Annotated in this window: 20 protein-coding genes; 1 reads left to right on the forward strand and 19 read right to left on the reverse strand. The window is 42.4% G+C overall.

What is annotated here, in order from left to right:
* Nucleotides 1–238 precede the first annotated feature (238 nt).
* Nucleotides 239–2077 carry a heavy metal translocating P-type ATPase gene (locus KTE19_RS00420; RefSeq protein ID WP_217341355.1) on the forward strand — a complete coding sequence of 613 codons (1839 nt, stop codon included), beginning with the start codon at nucleotides 239–241 and terminating at the stop codon, nucleotides 2075–2077.
* Nucleotides 2078–2259: 182 nt separating this feature from the next.
* Here KTE19_RS00420 and aguA read toward each other — a convergent pair whose 3' ends face one another.
* From aguA to KTE19_RS00515, 19 genes are all read right to left on the reverse strand, one after another.
* Nucleotides 2260–3336, reverse strand: coding sequence for an agmatine deiminase (gene aguA / locus KTE19_RS00425; RefSeq protein ID WP_430681865.1), 1077 nt, complete (start codon nucleotides 3334–3336; stop codon nucleotides 2260–2262).
* Between the two features lie 116 nt (nucleotides 3337–3452).
* A complete protein-coding gene (locus KTE19_RS00430; RefSeq protein ID WP_217341357.1) occupies nucleotides 3453–4145 on the reverse strand; it encodes an ABC transporter ATP-binding protein in 693 nt (230 codons plus the stop codon).
* A gap of 1 nt (nucleotide 4146) precedes the next feature.
* Nucleotides 4147–5211: an ABC transporter permease gene (locus tag KTE19_RS00435; RefSeq protein ID WP_217341358.1), complete on the reverse strand. Its 1065-nt coding sequence runs from the start codon at nucleotides 5209–5211 to the stop codon at nucleotides 4147–4149.
* Entirely contained in the window at nucleotides 5211–5741 is a 531-nt protein-coding gene (locus tag KTE19_RS00440; RefSeq protein ID WP_217341359.1) for a TetR/AcrR family transcriptional regulator, read from the reverse strand. The genes KTE19_RS00435 and KTE19_RS00440 overlap by 1 nt, the downstream gene beginning before the upstream one ends.
* Nucleotides 5742–5961: 220 nt before the next feature.
* Nucleotides 5962–7017: a hypothetical protein gene (locus tag KTE19_RS00445; protein ID WP_217341360.1), complete on the reverse strand. Its 1056-nt coding sequence runs from the start codon at nucleotides 7015–7017 to the stop codon at nucleotides 5962–5964.
* A gap of 141 nt (nucleotides 7018–7158) precedes the next feature.
* Entirely contained in the window at nucleotides 7159–8259 is a 1101-nt protein-coding gene (locus tag KTE19_RS00450) for a hypothetical protein (RefSeq protein ID WP_217341361.1), read from the reverse strand.
* A gap of 218 nt (nucleotides 8260–8477) precedes the next feature.
* On the reverse strand, nucleotides 8478–11045 hold the full coding sequence (locus KTE19_RS00455; RefSeq protein ID WP_217341362.1) for an ABC transporter permease: 2568 nt from the start codon (nucleotides 11043–11045) through the stop codon (nucleotides 8478–8480).
* Between the two features lie 15 nt (nucleotides 11046–11060).
* Complete coding sequence (locus KTE19_RS00460; RefSeq protein WP_056981784.1) at nucleotides 11061–11546, reverse strand: glutathione peroxidase; 486 nt, start codon at nucleotides 11544–11546, stop codon at nucleotides 11061–11063.
* Nucleotides 11547–11689: 143 nt separating this feature from the next.
* A complete protein-coding gene (ptsP, locus tag KTE19_RS00465) occupies nucleotides 11690–13417 on the reverse strand; it encodes a phosphoenolpyruvate--protein phosphotransferase (RefSeq protein WP_217341363.1) in 1728 nt (575 codons plus the stop codon).
* 55 nt (nucleotides 13418–13472) lie between these two features.
* On the reverse strand, nucleotides 13473–13763 hold the full coding sequence (locus tag KTE19_RS00470; RefSeq protein WP_159206377.1) for a PTS sugar transporter subunit IIB: 291 nt from the start codon (nucleotides 13761–13763) through the stop codon (nucleotides 13473–13475).
* 30 nt (nucleotides 13764–13793) lie between these two features.
* Entirely contained in the window at nucleotides 13794–15167 is a 1374-nt protein-coding gene (locus KTE19_RS00475) for a PTS galactitol transporter subunit IIC (protein ID WP_159206376.1), read from the reverse strand.
* An 11-nt stretch (nucleotides 15168–15178) separates the two neighbouring features.
* Complete coding sequence (locus KTE19_RS00480) at nucleotides 15179–15634, reverse strand: PTS sugar transporter subunit IIA (protein WP_217341364.1); 456 nt, start codon at nucleotides 15632–15634, stop codon at nucleotides 15179–15181.
* Nucleotides 15634–16098 carry a PTS sugar transporter subunit IIA gene (locus KTE19_RS00485; RefSeq protein ID WP_347339386.1) on the reverse strand — a complete coding sequence of 155 codons (465 nt, stop codon included), beginning with the start codon at nucleotides 16096–16098 and terminating at the stop codon, nucleotides 15634–15636. The genes KTE19_RS00480 and KTE19_RS00485 overlap by 1 nt, the downstream gene beginning before the upstream one ends.
* A complete protein-coding gene (locus KTE19_RS00490; RefSeq protein ID WP_217341366.1) occupies nucleotides 16040–17515 on the reverse strand; it encodes a BglG family transcription antiterminator in 1476 nt (491 codons plus the stop codon). The genes KTE19_RS00485 and KTE19_RS00490 overlap by 59 nt, the downstream gene beginning before the upstream one ends.
* 265 nt (nucleotides 17516–17780) lie before the next feature.
* Nucleotides 17781–18422: a DUF2614 family zinc ribbon-containing protein gene (locus KTE19_RS00495; RefSeq protein ID WP_217341367.1), complete on the reverse strand. Its 642-nt coding sequence runs from the start codon at nucleotides 18420–18422 to the stop codon at nucleotides 17781–17783.
* A 59-nt stretch (nucleotides 18423–18481) separates the two neighbouring features.
* Complete coding sequence (locus KTE19_RS00500) at nucleotides 18482–18964, reverse strand: PTS sugar transporter subunit IIB (RefSeq protein ID WP_217341368.1); 483 nt, start codon at nucleotides 18962–18964, stop codon at nucleotides 18482–18484.
* A 69-nt stretch (nucleotides 18965–19033) separates the two neighbouring features.
* A complete protein-coding gene (locus tag KTE19_RS00505) occupies nucleotides 19034–19450 on the reverse strand; it encodes a PTS sugar transporter subunit IIA (protein ID WP_217341386.1) in 417 nt (138 codons plus the stop codon).
* Nucleotides 19451–19474: 24 nt separating this feature from the next.
* Nucleotides 19475–20371 carry a PTS system mannose/fructose/sorbose family transporter subunit IID gene (locus KTE19_RS00510; RefSeq protein WP_217341369.1) on the reverse strand — a complete coding sequence of 299 codons (897 nt, stop codon included), beginning with the start codon at nucleotides 20369–20371 and terminating at the stop codon, nucleotides 19475–19477.
* A 13-nt stretch (nucleotides 20372–20384) separates the two neighbouring features.
* Entirely contained in the window at nucleotides 20385–21161 is a 777-nt protein-coding gene (locus KTE19_RS00515) for a PTS mannose/fructose/sorbose/N-acetylgalactosamine transporter subunit IIC (RefSeq protein ID WP_217341370.1), read from the reverse strand.
* Between the last annotated feature and the right edge of the window lie 160 nt (nucleotides 21162–21321).

The following is a 21321-nucleotide window of genomic DNA, read 5'->3' on the forward strand; positions in this document are numbered from 1 at the left end:
GCTGTATCTAAGCAAATTGTGGTCGTGACACCGTGAGGTGTTATTCTCACAAGCTCCTGAATTTATTCAGGAGTGGTTGACCATCACCTAAAACAAGCAGTTTACTGGCCAAAAGTAACGTGGCCATCAAGCTGCTTGTTTTAGTATGCTCATTTAATTTCAAAGCCAGCCCCCTAATTGGACTCCCTAGTTTAGAACTGTTATAATCTAGACAAGAAGAAAAATGGGAGGTTTCACTATGAGCAAATTAACAAATTATATGCGGCTCACCAGCGTTTTAGTCGTTGGCTTGATTGCACTCATTCTCCAATTTGCCCTGAAGCTGCCGCTTTATTCGCAAATTGTCATTTCAATAATGGGTTCGCTAATCGCAGGCTTAATGTTTATCGACATGGTGAAAACGATCCGCTCTGGTAAATTCGGTGTTGACCTGCTGGCAATCACCGCCGTCATTGCAACCATTGCCGTTGGCGAGTATTGGGCAGCCTTAATTGTGCTGTTGATGCTGACAGGTGGCGACGCCCTTGAAGATTATGCCGCCAATAAAGCGAACTCCGAATTACAATCATTGCTGGAAAATTCACCGCAATCCGCTCATTTAATGCAGGGTGACAAAATCGTTGATGTTAAGATTGACCAAGTCAAAGTTGGCGATCGCATCGTGGTGAAGCCTGGTGAAGTAATCCCAGTTGATGGGACGATCACCCAAGGAACTACGACCGTTGACGAAGCTTCTCTAACCGGGGAATCCCGGCCAATTGACAAGGCAGTTGGTGAGACGGTCATGTCCGGTGCCGTCAACGGCGATCATTCATTTGATCTGATTGCTGATAAGACCGCTGACAAAAGTCAATATCAGAATATTATTCGCCTGGTTAAACAAGCAGAAAGTACACCCGCTCATTTTGTGAGAATGGCTGACCGTTATGCAGTTCCGTTCACGATTCTGGCTTTCCTAATTGCCGGCGTTGCCTGGTACATTTCGAAGGATCCGGTTCGTTTTGCGGAAGTGCTGGTTGTCGCCTCCCCCTGCCCGCTGATTTTAGCGGCACCAATTGCCTTAGTGTCAGGGATGAGCCGCGCCAGTCGAAATGGCATTATCGTTAAAAGTGGGACAATCATCGAAAAACTCGCGAATGCCAGAACCTTTGCGTTCGATAAGACTGGTACCATCACCCAGGGACATTTAACCGTTGATGAGGTTTTTGCAACAGCTGGTTATACCAAAGATCAGGTACTCTCATTGGCGGCCGGTGCTGAACAGCAATCCAGTCATATTTTGGCAAGATCATTAGTTGCCGCCACCCCGGATAACATCCCCACCGCAACCAACGTGGAGGAGACCACTGCGGAAGGCGTCCAAGCAACCATTGATGGCAAACTTGTCAGAGCTGGAAAACCAGCGTTTGTCTCCAATGAGCCAATTAATGTAATTGACAAAACAACTGTTTACGTATCTGTCGATGGTCACTATGTCGGCTATGTGTCGTTCTCAGATGAGTTACGTCCTGAAGCCAAAGCTGTGATGGCCGATTTACACGGTCTGGGAGCCAACCAGATCATGATGATTTCTGGAGATCGTCAAGCCATCGCAGAAGATATTGCCAACCGAGTGGGAATCGACAAAGTTTATGCTGATCGGCTTCCTCAAGAAAAAATTGATGTTATTAAAAAAGTTGAGAAGAAGTTACGACCAGTTGTCATGGTCGGCGACGGCGTTAACGACGCGCCATCCCTCGCATTGGCGGATGTGGGCATTGCCATGGGAGCTCATGGGGCAACCGCAGCAAGTGAATCCGCCGATGCAGTTGTCCTAAAAGATGATTTAAGTTTAGTTAGTAAGGCCGTTAACATCTCCAAAGGGACCATGACAGTTGCCAAGGAATCCGTATTGATCGGGATTGCCATCTGTACAATTCTGATGTTGATTGCCAGTTTTGGGGTGATCCCGGCAATCATCGGGGCTCTGTTCCAGGAAGTCGTTGATACGGTCACAATCCTTTGGGCATTACGAGCCCGTAGCGACAAACGAACCGTGAAGATGAAGCCAAGTGGGACATTCCAGGCGTTTGGCTAACCGTAGGAGATTGTGACGAAAGGCGAATTGATCCCAGCATTTAAGTAAAAGAAGTAATACATTCTGGATTTTGGAATGCATTACTTTTTTGGCTTAAATGGCCGGGATCAGCTGTTTGGCGCAAGTTTTATCAATATAAAAAGTGGAACCCAATTTGCATTTACACTTTGCCGACTAATGGCTCAACGCTCTGGTAGCTGCTGGGTGATGCAGCGGATGTTGCCACCGCCAAGAATAATTTCCCTGGCTGCCACCCCAACCACTTCTCGATCAGGATACAAACGCTGCAGGGTCTCCTTGGCTCGCTGATCGTTTGGGTCATCAAACATCGGGAAGACAATCCCACCATTAGCCGTATAGTAATTCACATAACTGGCAGCTAAGCGATCGCCGGCCTTTCTCGGGAGGGTTCCGGCCACTGCATCAACGCCTTCGCTTTCGACTTCAGTAATCGTCACTGGGGTGGGTAAATAAAGCTTCTCAACTTGAATTCGCCGACCTTGAGCATCCGTTGAATGAGCTAAAATATCAGCGTTTTCCTTGGAAATTTCATATTGGGGATCAGTGGGATCATCCGTCCACGCCAACGCCACGACACCAGGCTTCACAAAGTTGGCAATGTTATCAACGTGGCAATTGGTTTCGTCGTGATAAATACCGCGCTTTAACCAAATCACCTTGGTCACCCCTAGGGATTGCTTCAAAATCGTTTCAATCTGCCCTTTAGACAATTCCGGATTACGCCCCTTTGAAAGCAGACACTCCTCGGTCGTGATTAAGGTGCCTTGGCCATCAACGTGAATTGACCCACCTTCCAAAACAAAGTCAGCCAATCGATACCGGTCGACCTGCGTCAATTCGGTGATCTTCTGGGCAACGCGATCGTCCTTGTCCCAAGGGAAATACAGGCCATCGATAAGGCCGCCCCAAGCATTGAACTGCCAGTCAATACCTCTTAGCTCACCTTCATCGTTCTTCACAAATGTCGGGCCGCAATCTCGTACCCAAGCATCATTGGCAGAAAGTTCCACCACTTCAACCTCTGATGATAATAAATGGCGGGCATTTAGGTACTGATCATCAGAAACCCCCATTGTCACATGCTCAAATTTGGCAATTGCCTTGGCGACATTGGCAAAGGTTCGTTGCGCCGGTTTGGCACCGTTTCGCCAATTATCCGGGCGCTGTGGCCAGAGCATATAAACCCCTTGGTGTGCTTCAAATTCGCCTGGCATCCTAAAGCCGTCTGCAGTTGGCATTGTTTGTAAAGTTCGCAATAGTTGTCATCCCTTCCGGCTTGTCAGCAATTTCTTAGTTGGCAAAATTATACCAAATTCCCCACAGCTAACAAAGAAATCCGTTCTTCCAATAACGCTTATTCAGCCGGTTGCTTATTAGTGGCTTGGGTCATTTTACCATCCATAATTTGATAAGTTTTATCGGCAAATTCCATCAATCGGACATCATGAGTGACAACGACCACTGCTTTATCACGGGTTTCAGCCAACTCTTTGAATAATTTACCAACTTCAGCCACCCTGGCACTGTCCAAAGCAGCCGTCGGTTCGTCCGCTAAAACAATATCCGGGTTAGCAAACAACGCCCGGGCAATGGCGACTCGTTGGGTTTGCCCACCTGACAACTCGCCAGGAAATTTGTTAGTTAGGTTCTCGATGCCCAGTTGCGCTAACAATTCTTTTAATTCAGCCTGATTAAGATTTCCTTGCCGCTTGACCTTGTTCACGAAGTCAAACTGCTCCTTGACTTTCAGGTAGGGCACTAAGCTATATGATTGCAACACGAAGCCAATTTGGTTTAACCGCAACTTATCTCGCTGAGCAGTAGACAGCTTGGCCATCGATTTTCCTTCGACTGAAACTTCGCCTGAGGTCGGCGTCTGCAGACCACCGGCAATCGTCAAGAACGTGCTTTTCCCTGATCCAGATGGGCCCACCACCAAAATTAACTCACCGCGATCGGCGGAAAAATTGATATCGTGGAGCACGTGAACCTTACTGACGCCTGATCCAAAGCATTTGTTAATATTGTTAAGTTCAATTACTGACATGTTATCCTCCAATCACTTTAACGGGATCCACGGTGGCAATCTTCTGGGCAGGGATTGCCGATCCAATGAAGCCCATAATCAGCAGGCCAATCGAGATCCAAGTTAAGACGGGTAAATTAAACGCCATTGGCACCCCAATTGGAATCACACTATCGGTTGCAGCGGTTAGAGCCGCTCCAATCACTAACCCGGTAACCATAAGAATCAGCGACTGACTGGTAATGGTCGACACAAGCGTCCTTGCAGGAATCCCCTGCGCCCGCAAAACAGCATAAATCGGCAAAGCCTGCATCGTTAGAATGTACAGGAACACCGCGATGATGATCAGTGAAATGATCATTAAGAAACCGATCATGAATCCAAAGGTCGTGTTTTCAGCGGAATAGCCCGGCAGCTTCGAAATAAAGTACGAAATTGAGTAAGTCTTCAAATGATCATCTTTGGCGTTATACTTGGCATTTTTAGACACAATTGCGCTCCCAACAACTGGCACGCCTTCCATGGCACGTAAATGTTTCCAGCTCGGAATCGTTCCATAAATGACTGGGGCAACATTTAACTTAGCATTCTTTGTGAAGCCAACAATCTGATATTGATCATTAAATGAGTTCAGCGTGACCTTATCACCTAATTTGTAGCCATCATCCTTGAATTTCTGATCGACGACAACCTCATGATTACCACGAGCTTTGCGGCCAGATGAAATTTTTAAATCATTAATGATAAATTGGCTTTTTTTAGCACCAATGAATGATGCAGAAATTTTTTCCTTGCCTTTGTGTTTGGCAACCACCGGCGTCGAGCCAATCACCGCTTCTTGGGCCGATAGTTTCGCGTCTTTTGCCTGGTCAGTGGTGATAACTGATTGGGTGAGGCTCACATTCGAATCTTTGTTGAGCACAATGCTTTTAGCATCCCAGGAATCAATTGCTTGGGTGTTCTCACCCGCAAGGCCAAACGCCAATCCCGTTAAAATGAAGATCAAGTAGGCAATTAAGACGATCATTGACACGATTAACCCATACCTAAGCTTTTCGTGTCGAATTTCTTTAAGTGCAAGATACATTAGATGTTCCCCTTTCCTGCTAATAAGTTTAGTGCGTCTCTAAATCGGTTGAGAACCATTTCTCTACGATCCGGTTTGATCAAAATTTGCTTAATGGTTTCGTGGCTTAAAATCATGGCAGCCCATTCTCGACTGCTGAGTCGATCTGCTTGCGATTCATCATTGTTGCCAACCAGTGACTCATTTCGGGTGAGGTGCATTTCGATCAACTGTCGGTAATGACTGCTCATGACACCATCCACAAATGAGCTGACCTGTTGCATATAAACCGCCGGATTAAATGTTTGGGTGGCGACTTCTTGATCGATCCTAGTATGAATGTCCTTCATTGCCACACCGTAGATATAACGATAAGCATCGGTGAGATCGTCAAAGTACTTATAAAACGCTCCCCGGGCAATGCCAGCTTTCTTCACGATGGGGGCAACTTGGGCTTCGGCCAGCGGGTGGGTACTAAATTCTGTCAGCAACGCTTCTTGAATTTTGGCCCGTTTTTCAGGGTTGAGATTTAAAAATGTTGATGTTACCATGAACTGCTCCTTTCAATGACATCATGTCACTTTTTCTAAAGTATACACGGCAGATGACACCGTGTCAACTTTTTTAAATAAAAAGAGGCTGAAACCCCAAACGATCAGTTTAGATCAACCTCTGATTAGCTTATTTAATTATCCGATGATTGGTTGTTCAGCATAACTAGCCCTGATTTGCAGCAGTTTCTCCAAGGAACAAACCGCTTAACGGTTCATATTAATACGCCGTTGTCGAACGCAGTAATTCAGGATTGCGGTTACTCAACAAGAATGCGTGCCCGCCATCGAAAATCATACTTTCAAATTCTCGGTGAGACCGGAATTTCGTATATTTGATGTCACTTGGTCGTAAACTGCCGCGGCCATTTAATTTCCTGGCCGGCAAGGTTTGGATTGAATCATCGGACACCAAGTACAGCCGACCGTTGTGGGGATTGTACCCCATTGATTGTTCATGAGTCCCAGTCCGGTGTCTCAACATTTGCTTAGCCAAGGTAACGTGGATCGACTTAGCACCTAGTCGAGCTTTATAAAGCTTAACCATGCCGCCTGAAATGCCCCACCAATATGCATGACCTGAGTTATCAAATGTCAAATCATGCCCGGCAGGAACTTTGGCGCCACCATTACTCATGTGGAACTTGATTGCCCGATTAGGCTTCAATGATGACATGCTGATCCGCTGAATCGTTGACCAAGTCGTTGGCTTCATATCAGCCCGATCACGCCACATCCAAATTGCGTGCTGCTTCTTGTTGTATGCTAGCGATTGACCATGACCGACATTGAACATTGGGCCAACTTTCATTCCCGGCGTGCTCTTGATGAGCGATCCTTGAACTTTTGAAAGGCTCCAATTGTTCAGGTTACTCTTGTTATATCGGACAACGAATCCTTTACCATGAAATTGGTGTGGTGCATACAGCACGAATAAATACTTACCTGCAAATGCTGCCGCCTGTGGGTTGGTCAAATCACTACTCGACTTTCCCAACGCCATGTGCGTGTTTGGCAACAAATACTTGGTCTTCAAAGCCCATTTAGTCCCGCTGACGCTTTTGATTGTATCGACGCCGCTTGGATTTTTGGACCAGCCGTAGTTTGGATTGGCTTTGACAAACTTAACCTTGCTGTTATTCACAACCCGCAAACCAGAATAACGACTGATGGCATTACTGCGCTGGACATACGTAGCCGCATTAGCCGTGGTACCAGCAACTGCAGCCAAAGATAGGCCGGCAGCTACCCCCAATAATAGATTTCTAAATTTCATAATACCCCTCCAGATATATTTTTTAGAATAACTAAATTGTACTATTATTATCAGAAAATACGATAGCTTGCTGCTAATTTTTTTAAAGTCATTTTTGGCCATCAGGATAACATGGATGCCCTTATAGCAACCGTTCACGACCTAATACGACCGATCCGCCTGCAATACTTCTGGGCAATGGTTAACCAGCAAATTTCCACGTGAACTGCCATCATAGGCGATTCCTTCAAATTCCCGTTTCGGGCCGAATTGGGTCCACTCAAAACTGTGGTTGGTCAAATGCCCATGACCTCGTAATCCCTTGGCTGGGAAGCTGGCAATTGAAGCATCTGACAGCATTAGCAGTCGCTTGCGAACCGGGTTATAACCCATACTTTGGATTCGAGTTCCAGGCAGGTGTTTCAGCACTTGGTGAGTCAATCGGAACTTAACCGAGCGTTTGTGAATCTTACCCTTAAAAACGTATGCGCCCCAACCTGGAAATGACCAAAAATAGCCATTTCCAGAACGATCAAAGGTTAGATCATGGCCGCCAGGAACATGGGTCCCGTGACTGTGTAGCGAAAACCGAATTGAGTGATCTGGCCGTAATGTTTTCGTCTTAATGTGCTGGATATAACCCCAATTGCTAACAGGCACTCTTGGTGCTTTTTCCTTATCACGCCACATATAAAGGCCTTTGTTCTTCCAATTATATGCTAACGATTGACCGTGACCAGTTGTGAAAATCGGCCCCACTTTAATGGCTTTTTGAACCCGTTTTTGAGTTGTTGAATACTTCTTGTGATGCTTCACATAGGCATCCCGCAACTCCTTTGGATGTAATCGAACGCCTATTTCGTCCAACATTTGCGTATTAAATCGAACAATCCGGCCCTTGTTGCGCAAATGAGTTGGGCAATAAACGATATACATATACTTTTTCCCGGTCATGGCAATAGACTGAGGGTTACCCCAGTGCTGGCCGTTTTTTCCAGGTGACGGCAAAATATATCGAGTGATAAACGTCACTTTTTTGCCTCGCTCCGACTTGATTTTATGCGCTTTGGAAGTGTGGGCAACGTGGTAATACTTATGGGGAACTTTAACGTAATGAACTTTTTTATTGTTCAATGTGCGTAAACGACCTCGATACAGCCCTGATGACCGCTGATAATAAACCTTGTATTTGGCGTGAGCAACAATCGGCGCCCCCAGCGCCATCGCCAATACAAAGCAAAGAAATGTTTTAAGGAACTTCACAGAACAATACCCCCTCAGGTATAAAAATATTAAGATTTTATAAAATAAGTTAATAGTTATATGTTATGACAATACTAAACCGTTGTAAACAGCAAAATAACGCCAACTCTCAAGGATGAGTCAGCGTCAAGTTTTAATGCTTATTAGATTATGAAACAGAAGGGGTATCTTGAAACGTGGTTTGTCGTGCCAACATGAGTTAGACCACTCCGCTCACGCTATTCCTGTGCAGCCAGCGAATCCATCATATCGATGTTTTTCAACTTGTAATGCGTCATGACCCCCACGATCAAGCTGAACACGATCGTCAAGATGGCCGACCAAATATAGCCTGGATAATGAATGGTCAAGGGAAACAAGATTGCCCCGGTTTGTGCCTTAATCATAATGAAATGATGCAGCACAATTCCAATGAACCAGCCAAAAATAATGCCTAAGATTGTCAAAATAACATTTTCTCTCGCAACGTAGGCCGTGACTTCGTTGTCATAGAATCCCAGTACTTTAACCGTCGACAGTTCCCGCATTCGCTCGGAAATATTAACGTTGGTCAAATTATACAGAACCACTAATCCTAAGGCACCCGATAATGCGATAAAGATCAAGACAACTGAACTCAGCCCACCAGTCGTCAGCGAACCGCCAGCATACCTCGGATAACTAACATTTAACACGCCAGCTTGTTTGAACAAACGTTGATTCGTATCATGGCGGGCAGTTGCATTGCCATCTTTAATTTTAATCAGTCGTGAAGTTGGCTGGTAGTTGGTTTTAACTGCCTGTTCATAATACTTTGGCGTCAGATAAAGGTAATGACCGGCGTAGTTTTTAGTTATCCCACTCACTTTAACTTTCACCAATTTATTACCAACCTTGACTGACAAGCGACTACCCTTTTTGGCCTTCATATCAGTTGCCAATTTTTCGGTAATGATCACGCCATCACTTGTGAGGTGCTCTTTACGATTTGTATGGGGGTTCGTCAATGTCACGTACTTGTCAAAATTGGTGTTGAACTTCGGCGAAATCATCGTCACCGTCGCATTACGCTTGGTTCCTTTGGTTGGCGAGACCGTCACAGATTTAACGAGGGCTTGCTTTTGGGCACTGATATTTTTGTCGTGGATCTGTTTATTGGCAGCCGACAAGGTCACAATCCCTTGATAATGCTGAACTTGGCTAAATTGATCCGGCAGTAAATCGTTCACTGAATTACGAATGCCAAATCCCGCCAGCATTAACCCAGTACAACCCGCAATTCCAACGATCGTCATGATCATGCGGCCCTTGTACCTGAACAAGTTTCGGTAGCTGACTTTCTGATTAAAGCTCAAACGTCGCCAAAGCGGCTTAATCCGCTCCAGCAAAATGCGCTTTCCAGCCTTGGGGGCCCGTTCGCGCATCAGATCCGTTGGCTTTTCTCGCAGGTTGACAATGAGCACAACGGCCGCGCTGCCAAGTGTGGCAGTCAATCCGGCAACTAGGACTTCGATTAAATAGCCCCAGGGAATAACGCCGACATAGTGGGTTAAATTGTTATTACTCAACATGTTGAAGATGAATTTCGGTAACGTCAGCATTCCCGCCACGCCGCCAATTAACGAACCTAACATGCCTGCGAGAAGTGAATAGATCACATACTTCATCGAAATGACACCCTTTGTATAGCCAAGGGCGCGCATCAACCCAATCTCCCGCCGATTTTTCTCGATCATTCTAGAAATTGTTGTAAAGGTAATTAACACTGCAATGAACAGGAAGAAGCCTGGGAAAATAACCGCGATTGCCGCGATACTCTTCGATTCGTCAAAGTAATCCTGATAACCAACGTTGGTCATCCGATCACCATACATATAGACTGCAGTGGGGGGTTTAAGCAGCTTTGTCTTGGCAGAAACGAGCTGTTGCCGACCTACTTTCAGCTTGTTAGCAGCAGTCTTCATTTGAGTTGTTTGATAAGCTGCCTGTACGCGTGATAACTGACGAGTCTGCTGGTCAAGTTGTTTAAGCTTTAAATTGATCGTTGTCAGTCGAGAGCCAACGATCTCTCTTCGATGTTGTTCAGGACGCTGGTTGAGTTGCTTTTCCAATTTAGCTTGATCGCTTTGTACCCGCTCATTATACTTATCGGTTCCTGCAGCTAAGCCGGCGGTATTGTTAAATTTGACCGCAATTGAGCCATAAGTACTTTGATTAAATGCCTGCTTCGGTAAGTAAGCAAAATAGTCAATTTCCCCACTACCTAGATTGGTCGTTCCCCGATCGGTCGAACTCACAAATAATGGCGAATTAACGAAGCCGACAATTTTGTAGGTTTGCTGGCGAAGTCCTGCTGTTTTTGGGACGCGATAGGCTTGTCCAAGCTTGTAACCGCGCTGCTTGGCCTTTGAATCCAATACAATTTGGTCACGGGATCGTGGCAAATGGCCCACCACCAGCTTTAGTCGGTTCAGCTTGGCCAATTTGGAAAATGACGCCACTGAAACGACCTCATCTTGAGATTTCTTGGTCACAACCATGTGATTGGCCTCCGCCGTTTTAACATGGGGCGCATCTTTGATGAGTTGTAAGTCTTGCCCAGTGAGGCCAAGGGTTGAGGTGACAGTTAAATCTCCCAGGTGATACTGATTAAAATACCGAGCAGCTGAATTGTCCAAATCAGGGCCAGTTGCCCGGATACCGACATATAGCAAAGACCCCAGCAAAATAATCAGGACAATCGGAATAAACTTGCCCCAAGAATAGGTAATCTCTCGCAAAGTCGCTTTAAAATAGGTCGTATTCATTTAATCCATCACCTGCTATTTCAAGATTTCTTTTTTGTTCAAGGCAGAATAGATTTCTTCCTCCATTGCATCAGGCTTGGTAATCGGCGCAAATCGGTGAATCAACTGGCCATCTTTACCAATCAGAAATTTGGTGTAGTTCCACTTGATGCGGCCATGACCAGACTGTTGTTTCAGGTAAGCAAACAACGGATCTTCGCCTTCACCATTGACAACCACGCGTTTGGTCATTGGGAAAGTCACGCCGTAATGGAGCCGACAGTAATCGTCAGCTTCCTCGTCGGTCGCCAATTCTTGATGAAATTGATTTGACGGCAGGCCAAGAACGACGAAGCCTTGATCCTTATATTTCTTGTATAGCGATTCCAATCCTTCAAGTTGTGGTGCCAAGCCACATTTACTTGCCGTATTGACGATCAGCACGACTTTATCTTTGAACTGCTTGAGGTCAATCGGCGTACCGTTCATTTCTTGTTCGGAAAAATCATAAATTGAAGTCACTGGGGTCACCTGTCTTATTTTTAGTTTATATATTGAGTGTAGCCTATGTGAAGGGAAAACGGAACCGGGGTATGTGGAAAAAAAGAAGCCATCTTGAATTGAGCTTGGTGCTAAATTCAAGGTAGCCTCAATAATTATTTGTATTACTCGTTGCCGAGTCGTTCATTAACTAATTTTTCGACTTCGTCCGCTGTTTGGCACTTAGCGAGGACTTCATCAACAATTGCGGCGCATTCGCCGGTCGTCAGGTCTCTCATCTGGCTTCGAGATCTCAAAATGGAACTGGCACTCATTGAGTATTCATCAAGCCCCATGCCCAGCAAGAGTGGCAATGCCCGTTGGTCGCCGGCCATTTCGCCACACATTGCAGCAATTTTACCTTCTGCATGAGCTGAATCAATGACGTGCTTGATTAATCTCAATAATGCTGGATTCAGTGGTTGATACAGATATGACACTGCATCATTACCACGGTCGGCAGCAAATGAATACTGGATCAAGTCGTTGGTTCCAATACTGAAGAAATCAACTTCCTTGGCAAATTGATCGGCAAAGATCGCTGCCGCAGGAATTTCAATCATGATACCAAGCTTGATATTGTCACCAATTTTAGGATCATCTTTTTGAAGGTTTTGTTTCTCTTCCATAAAGACTTTCTTGGCTTTTCGGAATTCGTCAAGTGTTGCAATCATTGGGAACATAATTCGGATTTGGCCATACTTGGATGCCCGAATTAAAGCACGCAACTGAGTTCGGAAGATATTCTGCCGATCCAAGGAAATCCGAATGGCCCGGTAGCCCAAGAATGGGTTCATTTCTTCTGGTAATGGCAGGTATGGCAATGGTTTGTCACCACCAATATCCATCGTTCGAATAACAACTGGCTTGCCATTCATGGATTCAGCAACTGTCTTATAGGCATTAAATTGCTGATCTTCGGTTGGTAACGCATCGCTATCCATATAGAGGAACTCGGTTCGGAACAACCCAACTGCATCAGCACCAGCTTTGTGGACATCATCCATATCTGCTGGGGTCCCAATATTAGCAGCAATTTCAAATTCCTTACCATCTTTGGAAACCGATGGTGCATCAACTAGCTTAGCCCATTCCACCCGTTGAGCAGCGAAGTGTTTGGCCTTTTGCTCATAATCATTTACTTCTTCTTGAGAAGGAGCAACAATTGCAACCCCGTTCAGACCATCAAGAATAAGTTGATCACCATTGGAAATTTCTGAAGTTGCGGTTTCAGAACCAACAACAGCTGGAATCTCCAAGGTTCGTGACATGATTGCCGAATGACTCGTTCGACCACCCATATCAGTGATCATTCCTTTGATATACTTCTTGTTCATCTGTGACGTGTCCGAAGGCGTAATTTCATGGGCAACGATGATCACAGGGCTGTTAATCGAGGCCAAGTTGGGTAATTCCTTACCCAGCAAGTGGCTCAAAGCTCGTTTGGCAACGTCTTTGACGTCAGCCGCCCGTTCCTGCATATACTTGTTATCCTTCATGGCTGCTAAAGTTTCAGCAAAATTAGTTGTGACATCAGTCAACGCCTGTTCTGCATTCACCTTATCATTTTTGATCTCATCTTCAATTTGTTTGATCATGTCTGGGTCGGATAACATGGCGATGTGGGCGTCGAATACGGCGACTTCTTCATCGCCAAGACTTGACTTAGCCCTTGCTTGGATTTGTTTCAGTTCTGCGATGGATGCATCAAATGATCCATGAATTCGTTGAACTTCCGCATTAACATCTGAAACGGAGTGTTTTTCGAAGCTTAAATCAGGATCTACTAGAAGGTAGGCCTTAGCTATACCAATACCGTCACTAGCAGCGATCCCCTCAATTTTCTTCGACAAAATCATCCCTCCTTACTTATTCAAATTATAATCATCAAAAATAAATAATTATACATTACTTTTCAAAGCCCAATTTATCCATAATTTGATCATAAACCTTATCAGTTCCAATTCCGGTCAGCAATGGAACGGCGTTAATAACCTTATCTTTAATGTTATCAGGCACAACAACTGTGCTTACGAAAACATCGTAATCATCAACATTGTTCACATACTGAGCAATATTACCTTTGTAAGTCTTGACCTTATCCAAGTCACCTTTTGATTGAAGATAGTCTCTAATCTTTCCTTCAGCGACAGTAGATGTTGCAATTCCGCTACCACAAACAACCATAATAGTTTTCATATTTTTTCACCTCTGCGTATATAAACGCAATTAATTATCAGCTTCTACAGCGTCATTTCCATGATTTTTATCTTTTTTACCACGGAATTTATTATACCATACCATCAAAGCCAAGGTTACCAATCCGATTAGACCAATTCCGCCCCAAGTCATCACTTTACCGAGACCAACAATCAACCAAGTTGTCCATACACCACCATCACTCAACACTGAAATTGATGAATTCCCTTGAAGATTGAATTTGGCACCCTGAGCAGCGGCAGTTACAAGTGGTGCTACCCAAGAAGCGATATAAAGACTGATGATAACATCAACAACCCCACCGACGATTGTCCGGAAAATATCACCACGGAAAACAGCAGCCATGACGGCAATCATATAGGGTAATGTAGCCAGATCACCAAATGGCAAAACATGGTTTCCAGGCACGATAACGGCAATAAATAAAGTTAATGGTACAAGAATTAACGCGGATGAAAGAACGGTTGAATTACCAGCTGCTAAGGCACTATCCATACCGATATATAAATCTCGACCAGGGAAACGTGACTTAACAAAATTATTGGCGCCTTCAGAAATTGGTGCTAATCCTTCCATTAAAAGGGAAACCATCCGAGGCATTAGGACTAAGACGGCAGCAGTGCTGACACCCAGTTGTAATGTCTTGGTTACCGAATAGCGAGCAAGGATTCCGATGACGATACCAATGAATAGACCCATTACTGAAGAATCACCGAAAATTCCCATTCGTTTCTGGATTGTATCTGGTGTCATTTTAATCTTATTGATTCCAGGGATTCGATCCATAATCCAGTTCAGTGGTAAGGCAAGAATATATCCTGGTGCTGAAGCGCCTTGAGGGAACGAAATTCCTTCCAAACCATACTGCTTCTGAATATGGGGTGCTGCCATGTCAGCCAAAAGATAAATGATCATGACATGAACAACCATTGTGAACAATCCTAAAGCAAAACTATGAGAAACAACGTAAACTAACGACCCAGTAAACGCAATATGCCAATAGTTCCAAACATCGACATCAAGCGTTTTGGTTAGTCCTAATAATAGCAAAATAACATTTGAAATAACGCCAACAGGGATTGCCAGACTGCCAAGAACAGTTCCATAAGCAATCGCTGAAGCTGCTGGCCAACCAATATCAATGGTGCCTAAATGAAGACCAAAGTTTTTAACCATCGATTGAGCAGCAGGGCCAAGATTCTTGGTTAACACTCCAATTACAAGATTCAATCCAATAAAACCAATTCCAATGGTTAAACCGGCTTTGAATGCTTTACTTGGCTTAATTCTCAAAATTAAAGCGAAGAAAAACAGTAGTATTGGAAGCATAACGCTGGCTCCCAGGTTAACAAACCACTGTAATCCACTAGAAATTGCATCCATGTGTGAGCCTCCTATTTGATAATTCCAACATTTTTCATAATCTTCAAAAATTCATTCTTATCATTAATAGTTTCTAATTGTGTCAATGTTTCCTTGTTTTGGAATAATCCCATTAACGTTTGCAACATCTTTAATTGATCATCTGATTTTTTTAACGCCAACATAAAAATCAGTTTTACTTGAACATCAGAGTTGTCACCCATCTGTAGAAAATGAACTGGATTTTTCAACCTCATGAACCCAATTTGGGGCTCAATAACCTTATCAGCATCTGTATGAGGAATGGCTACCCCAATTGTTTCAGTATTTAAAGCGGTTGGAAAATTTGACTCACGTTCTAGAATTGCCGGTTTAAATTCCTTATTCACACACCCCACTTTGTAAAGGCTATCAGCAAGAATCCCAAGAGCATCCTTATTGTCTGTCGCTTCTTTATCAAATAAAATAACGTCTTTATCAAATAACATTAATTTTCACCTCCTTTAATGAAATAATCCTTAACATCATCATTTGAATGGCTTAAATCCAAAATATATTCAAAAACTTGTGGATCAGCCAGTGCATGCATGAATTCCGCAAGGGCATCATTAGCACCGTTTGTTAGCACCAAAACAGCTGCACGAATGGTTGAATAGCCTAAAAAGCCCATATCTTTCCCAAATCTCATAATAATGATAGTGGTTTGATTAACGTATGCCTCATTAATATGAGGCATAATTACTTTAGGATATATTTCGGTACTACCTAACTTCTCACGCTTTTTAACATCTTCAAGCAAGCGATTGATGTGCTCATCAATAACGTGATATTGCCGGACTAACTCGGTCAACTTGCCCAAGGCCTCACTCTGGTTACAATCAAATACAATATAATTAAGTCCCGTATAATGCACTTTCAACACTCTTTCTATCTGCCTGGGTAAACATCGCACTCGATAAAACTACTCGAGTTTGATTGACTGGATGGATACTAACTGTGGTAATGATTAAATCAACATCTTGGTAATTTTCTTCATTATTTTGATATTCACCAGTTGAGAGAGTTCCAACAATCTTTAAGTTTGGAAATGCCTGATGGACCTTAGCGTATAACAATTTAGAAGTTCCAACCCCACTGGCACACATTATCAAAGCTGTCTTTGCTGGTCGATTTTCTTCAAAATATTTGGCAAAATACAATGTAATAAATCCAGACTCATCATCAGATATCGGCGCTTTATTAATCATTATCTGGCTCGCCTGTTTGGAGATTGATTTAACTTTTTCAAACAATGCACCATATTCCAATTTAATATCATTAAGCAACCGATTGGCAACAATGATATGATTCTCTAACCTATTCAACATTGGCTTTAAATGACCAATAAGATCTTGCTTTAAGGACTGAATTCTTGGGCTTGAATCCGTAAGATTAAATCCTTGAGTATATAAATTTACGAGTTCAAGGACTTCATCAGAAACCATGCCATTAAAAGTAACATCATGATCATATCTCATTGAAATCAAATATTGCAGTAAATAATACTTCTCAACGTCCGGTAACTTAGTGTGCAGATAATCAGAGGTGTTTTTGATAACATCCGAAGCAACAGAGAAAAACTCACTGTTATCCCTAATGATTTCTTCTTCATCCGTGAACACTTTTTTCGCTTTATTATCCTCGACTACTTTGCCAGTTCTAAATCTCTTAATAAGAATGTACAAGTGAGAGAAAATGTTAACGTTATAGGGATATGGAATAGTTAAACTAAGTGATCGTTGAATCCATTCAATTTGAGCCGTCAAAAATTGATTATCGTAAATGTTAATATCGGCAACTTCACTCGCAAACCCTTGTAAACTGTCAACACTCATCAAGTTACTTTGAACGAGGGTCATATTAATGGATCGACGAATAGCTTCTTCGTCACCATTTACAGATACTTTATTTCCCCGTTTCGCTAGCTGGACATTGAAATCTTTTAAAATCTTAGCCAGGGTTGATAGGTCTTGTTGAATTAAGTCATTGCTCACATAATAATGATCATACAATTCATCTACCGAAATAGAAAAAGGTGCATTAAATAAAATGTTCAACAGTACCTTGTTACGACGCTCCACTGGCGAATAATCAACAATATCATTATGAGTATTCCTATTGGTGGCAACTAGATATTGGTCGTAATTAATTCGATACCCTCGACCCCGTTCAGAATGAATAACATCGATACCAAGCGAATCGTTAATTTGGCGAACTTTTCGATAAATCGTTTTCTCTGAAACGCCAAGCTTAGTTGCAATATCGACAGCTGTAACAAAGCCATCCGTTTTTAAAAGGGTCATAATCATTTTTTCGCTTGTGCTATCCATAGCTCCTCCCCCTTGTATAAAGAATAAAGCGTTTTCTTAAAATTGAGCATAAATATTTGTCCGTTGCAATGGACAATGCTCACTGGTCATTGAATTCATCCCAAATTGTTAACTTTAATCTTACTTTCAAAAACCTTTGTTTATTATGTCATCATTTTCTTGTTATTCAACAAATTACACTTGGCGCCAAACAAAATAGGCTACGAGCAATATTTGTTCGTAACCTGTTTCGATTCACAACATATAATTAACAAACCAAAGAAACCTACTGCCATAATTTGCTATTTATTTTACTTTGACGCGTTAGCTCTTTGTTCTGTCTTCTAAACATGTCTTTTTGAGCCTCTCGCTGATCTGAAAGTTTTCTCTTGGTTTCTGGATCAATGTATTCAGACACTAAAATTTGTGGATTATACTTAACACCTTGGCGCTCAATTTCTTTAAAAATAGCAAGAAATTGTTTTTGGCGAAACTTAAACCCATCAATCATAACAGAATAAAATGCCAGATTACCATTGTTAGCTAAATTATCTTGTAAGGCAATAGTTTTACTTTGCTCATCTTGTAATGTACTTTTACACAAGATACAAATTTGCATTACGGCATTATTAGGAACCATTTCAATCTTTAAGATATCTGACCAAGGAACTTGGAGAGGCGTCTCACGAGTGTTATCACGAACCCCCAAATGGCTAATAACAAAGTCAGGAGTTTTCAAGTGCCCATTTCGAAATGTTCTAATGCTGCTATACAGGAACAATAAGGCGAAGAAGATCGCAAAAGCCTTGGCTATCAACCAAGTATCTTGAAATACAACACTAAAAAACATTAACGAAAAAGCCAAAAAGATTGAACTCGTCGTATATGTTCTTATTTTATCTGGATAAACTTTATATTCCTTTTCCAAGATTGTGACCACCCTAATATCATTCTACCTAGCTAGCATCTATGAATAACATTTACAAATTACTTGATAGCATCTTCGAAACTAACACGCTTTGAATCAGGAACCGTCTGGAAGTATACTTCAATACCGCTATCATGAATCTCTGTCAGCAACTTTTTATCATCTTCATTTAGTGCCACAGTGGGAATAACAAATTTGGCATCAGGCTTCTTTGAAACACCGCCAACGTTTAGGGCCTCAATCTCTAATCCTGCATCCAATGCCTCTTTAACTTCCTTGACATACTTAAATACCATGACAACCTTCTCACTACCAAACTGATCTTTTTTCCATTGCTCAGCAACTTCTTTAGCACTAAAAACTTTGATATCAAGTCCGCCAGTTGAATTTGTACTTATATAGATATCCTTCATAAAGTCATCCGCTGCAGTAGCATTATCAACAACATAGACTGCATTTGTACCAAAACCCTTTGTCCACTTAGTCATAACTTGACCGTGAATTAATCGATCATCCACACGAGCTAAATTAATTTTTCCCATTACGAACACCTCCGAATTTTGTAATTCCATAAAACAATTAGTCTAAATACATTATATACTGACTTTTAGTTATTTATGCTTCAGAAAATTTTTATCAATCAACTTGATACCATCTTTGGCAACGTCAATTGAATCATTAATCAACTGTTCTGTATCATCAACACTATCGGTAAAGTTTAGTAAATTGACCAATAAAGGTAAATTCAAGCCTGTAATGATCTTTATTTCATGATACTTAGCCAACGTGGATAATGAAACATTTGAGGGACTCCCACCCAGCAGATCAACAATTATGACCGTTTCATCATATGTTTTTTGATTTTCTTCCAGAACGGCATATACCTTATCCCGTAATTCATCCACAGATTCACCAGGTACAAGTCCAAGCCCGGTGACGTTTTTTTGTGGGCCCATCAATAGTTCAAGACTTTTAACTGCTTCAACTCCCATACTTCCATGGGTAATTACTAAAAATGCCCGTTTCATATTCAACACAATCCCTTCAGTTTATTAAATAATGTAGAAAATACTAAGCAAGATTAATGCACCAGTAAGATATAAAAGTCCCCGAGTAATTTTTAGCCCTTGCTTTTGGAAATACAAGTAGAGCAACAAAACTGCAGTTAACGGTAAAATCCCCGGCAAAATTGTATTAAGGATTTGCTGGATATCAAAAGTTTTATCATTAATGGTAAATTTAAAATAGCTCTTGATATTAATGTACTGACCTGCAAGAATTCCCATCATATAAAGGCCCAACACACCTAGTCCATCGATAATTCCAGCCATTCTACCACCAGTCATAATTTCCTTAGCAGCGGCACGACCTAAAGAGTAGCCCAACTTTGTAAAGTAATAACCATAAGTAAAAGTAGCAATTGCGAAACAAAGGAATGGCAATAATGCACCCAAAAAGTTTCCCTTTTGCGCAAACGGAAGAAAGATTGCAATGAAGATATATTGAACAGTTCCAGAGTCGATTGAATCACCAATTCCGGCAAGAGGTCCCATCAAACCAACTTTCGTATTATTAATCATATCTTCAGAAATTGGCTGTTCACCGTTTGCCATCGCTTTAGCGCGGGCTTCTTCAAGTGAAATCGTAACTCCGGTAAGTGTTCCACCACCCCAAGTTGCTTGGGTGTTAAAGAAGAGGAGATGTCGTTGAAAGGCCTTCGCTAATTCATCATGGTCTTTATATAACTTTTTTAAGGCAGGAATCAGTCCAAAGCAGAAGGCCGGAGCTAGCATTCGGTCGAACGTATGATTAACTTCATTGGCCCACCACCAGCCAAACCACGATTTCATCAAATCTTTATTCGTTATTTTATCGGGTTGCGGAATTCGTTTCGGCTCATCAGTTTGTGATTCTACATCACTCTGAGCTGCTTGATTAATTTCACTCATATTATAACCTCCCTCAAGCTTTGTCGGATGCTCTGTTCGAAGTGAACATCACGTACAAAATTGCAAAGATTGTCCCAAAGATGGCATAAATCGTCATATTGATTTGGAGCTTGGCAAAAGCCACACTCATGAAATAAGCCAGGAAGAAGAACGGTAGCAGTTTCTGTTTTCCGATAACCTGCATGATAACCGCGATTCCTAATGCGGCTAAACCACCCCCAACACTATTTAGAACATGAATAACAGTACCGTGAGTAATGTTACTTACCACGCCAGAAATAACCGGAGCGCCAAAGTAGAGTGCAATAAAAATTAATGGAATAAAGAGCAAAAACGAAATTATTGTGGGGATCCCCATGATTGACAACCGTAGCCCTCGCGCATTGCCCTCTGCAGCAAACTTATCCATTGGTTTAAGTGCAAAAGTGTTAAGGAAAAATCTAAATTGATATAGATAACTTCCGAGCAATCCCACGGGAACCGCGATGGCAATAGCTCCTTGAGGACTCATATGACCTAATAGTGCAACCGGAACGGCAATGGCTGTTGCAATAGCTGGTTCAGCGGGTAATGCCCCTCCTGGAGCAACGAATCCCATATACACCAATTGGATTGCAGCAGTAACAATCATTGCAGATTTCAAGTCCCCCATGATGATTCCAACCATCATCCCTGTCATCAGGGGGCTAAAGCGCATTGTTAAAGTTGCAAAACCCAAAATTCGAGATTCAACCAATGCAACCCAAATCGCAATTAGTAAGGCTTGCCAAACAGACAATGTAACGTGCATAATAAAACCTCCCCAAAAAATAAATTCAATTTATAATTGTCTCGAGATTATTCAAATCCCTAATTAACATTATAAATGAAATCGCTTGCATTACAATACTGAATATCTTACTCTTTATATATAATGAATCGTTATATATGAAATATTTGGGGGTAATTCA

Origin of the sequence: Lentilactobacillus dabitei (assembly GCF_019061365.1) — a bacterium.
Taxonomy (GTDB): domain Bacteria; phylum Bacillota; class Bacilli; order Lactobacillales; family Lactobacillaceae; genus Lentilactobacillus; species Lentilactobacillus dabitei.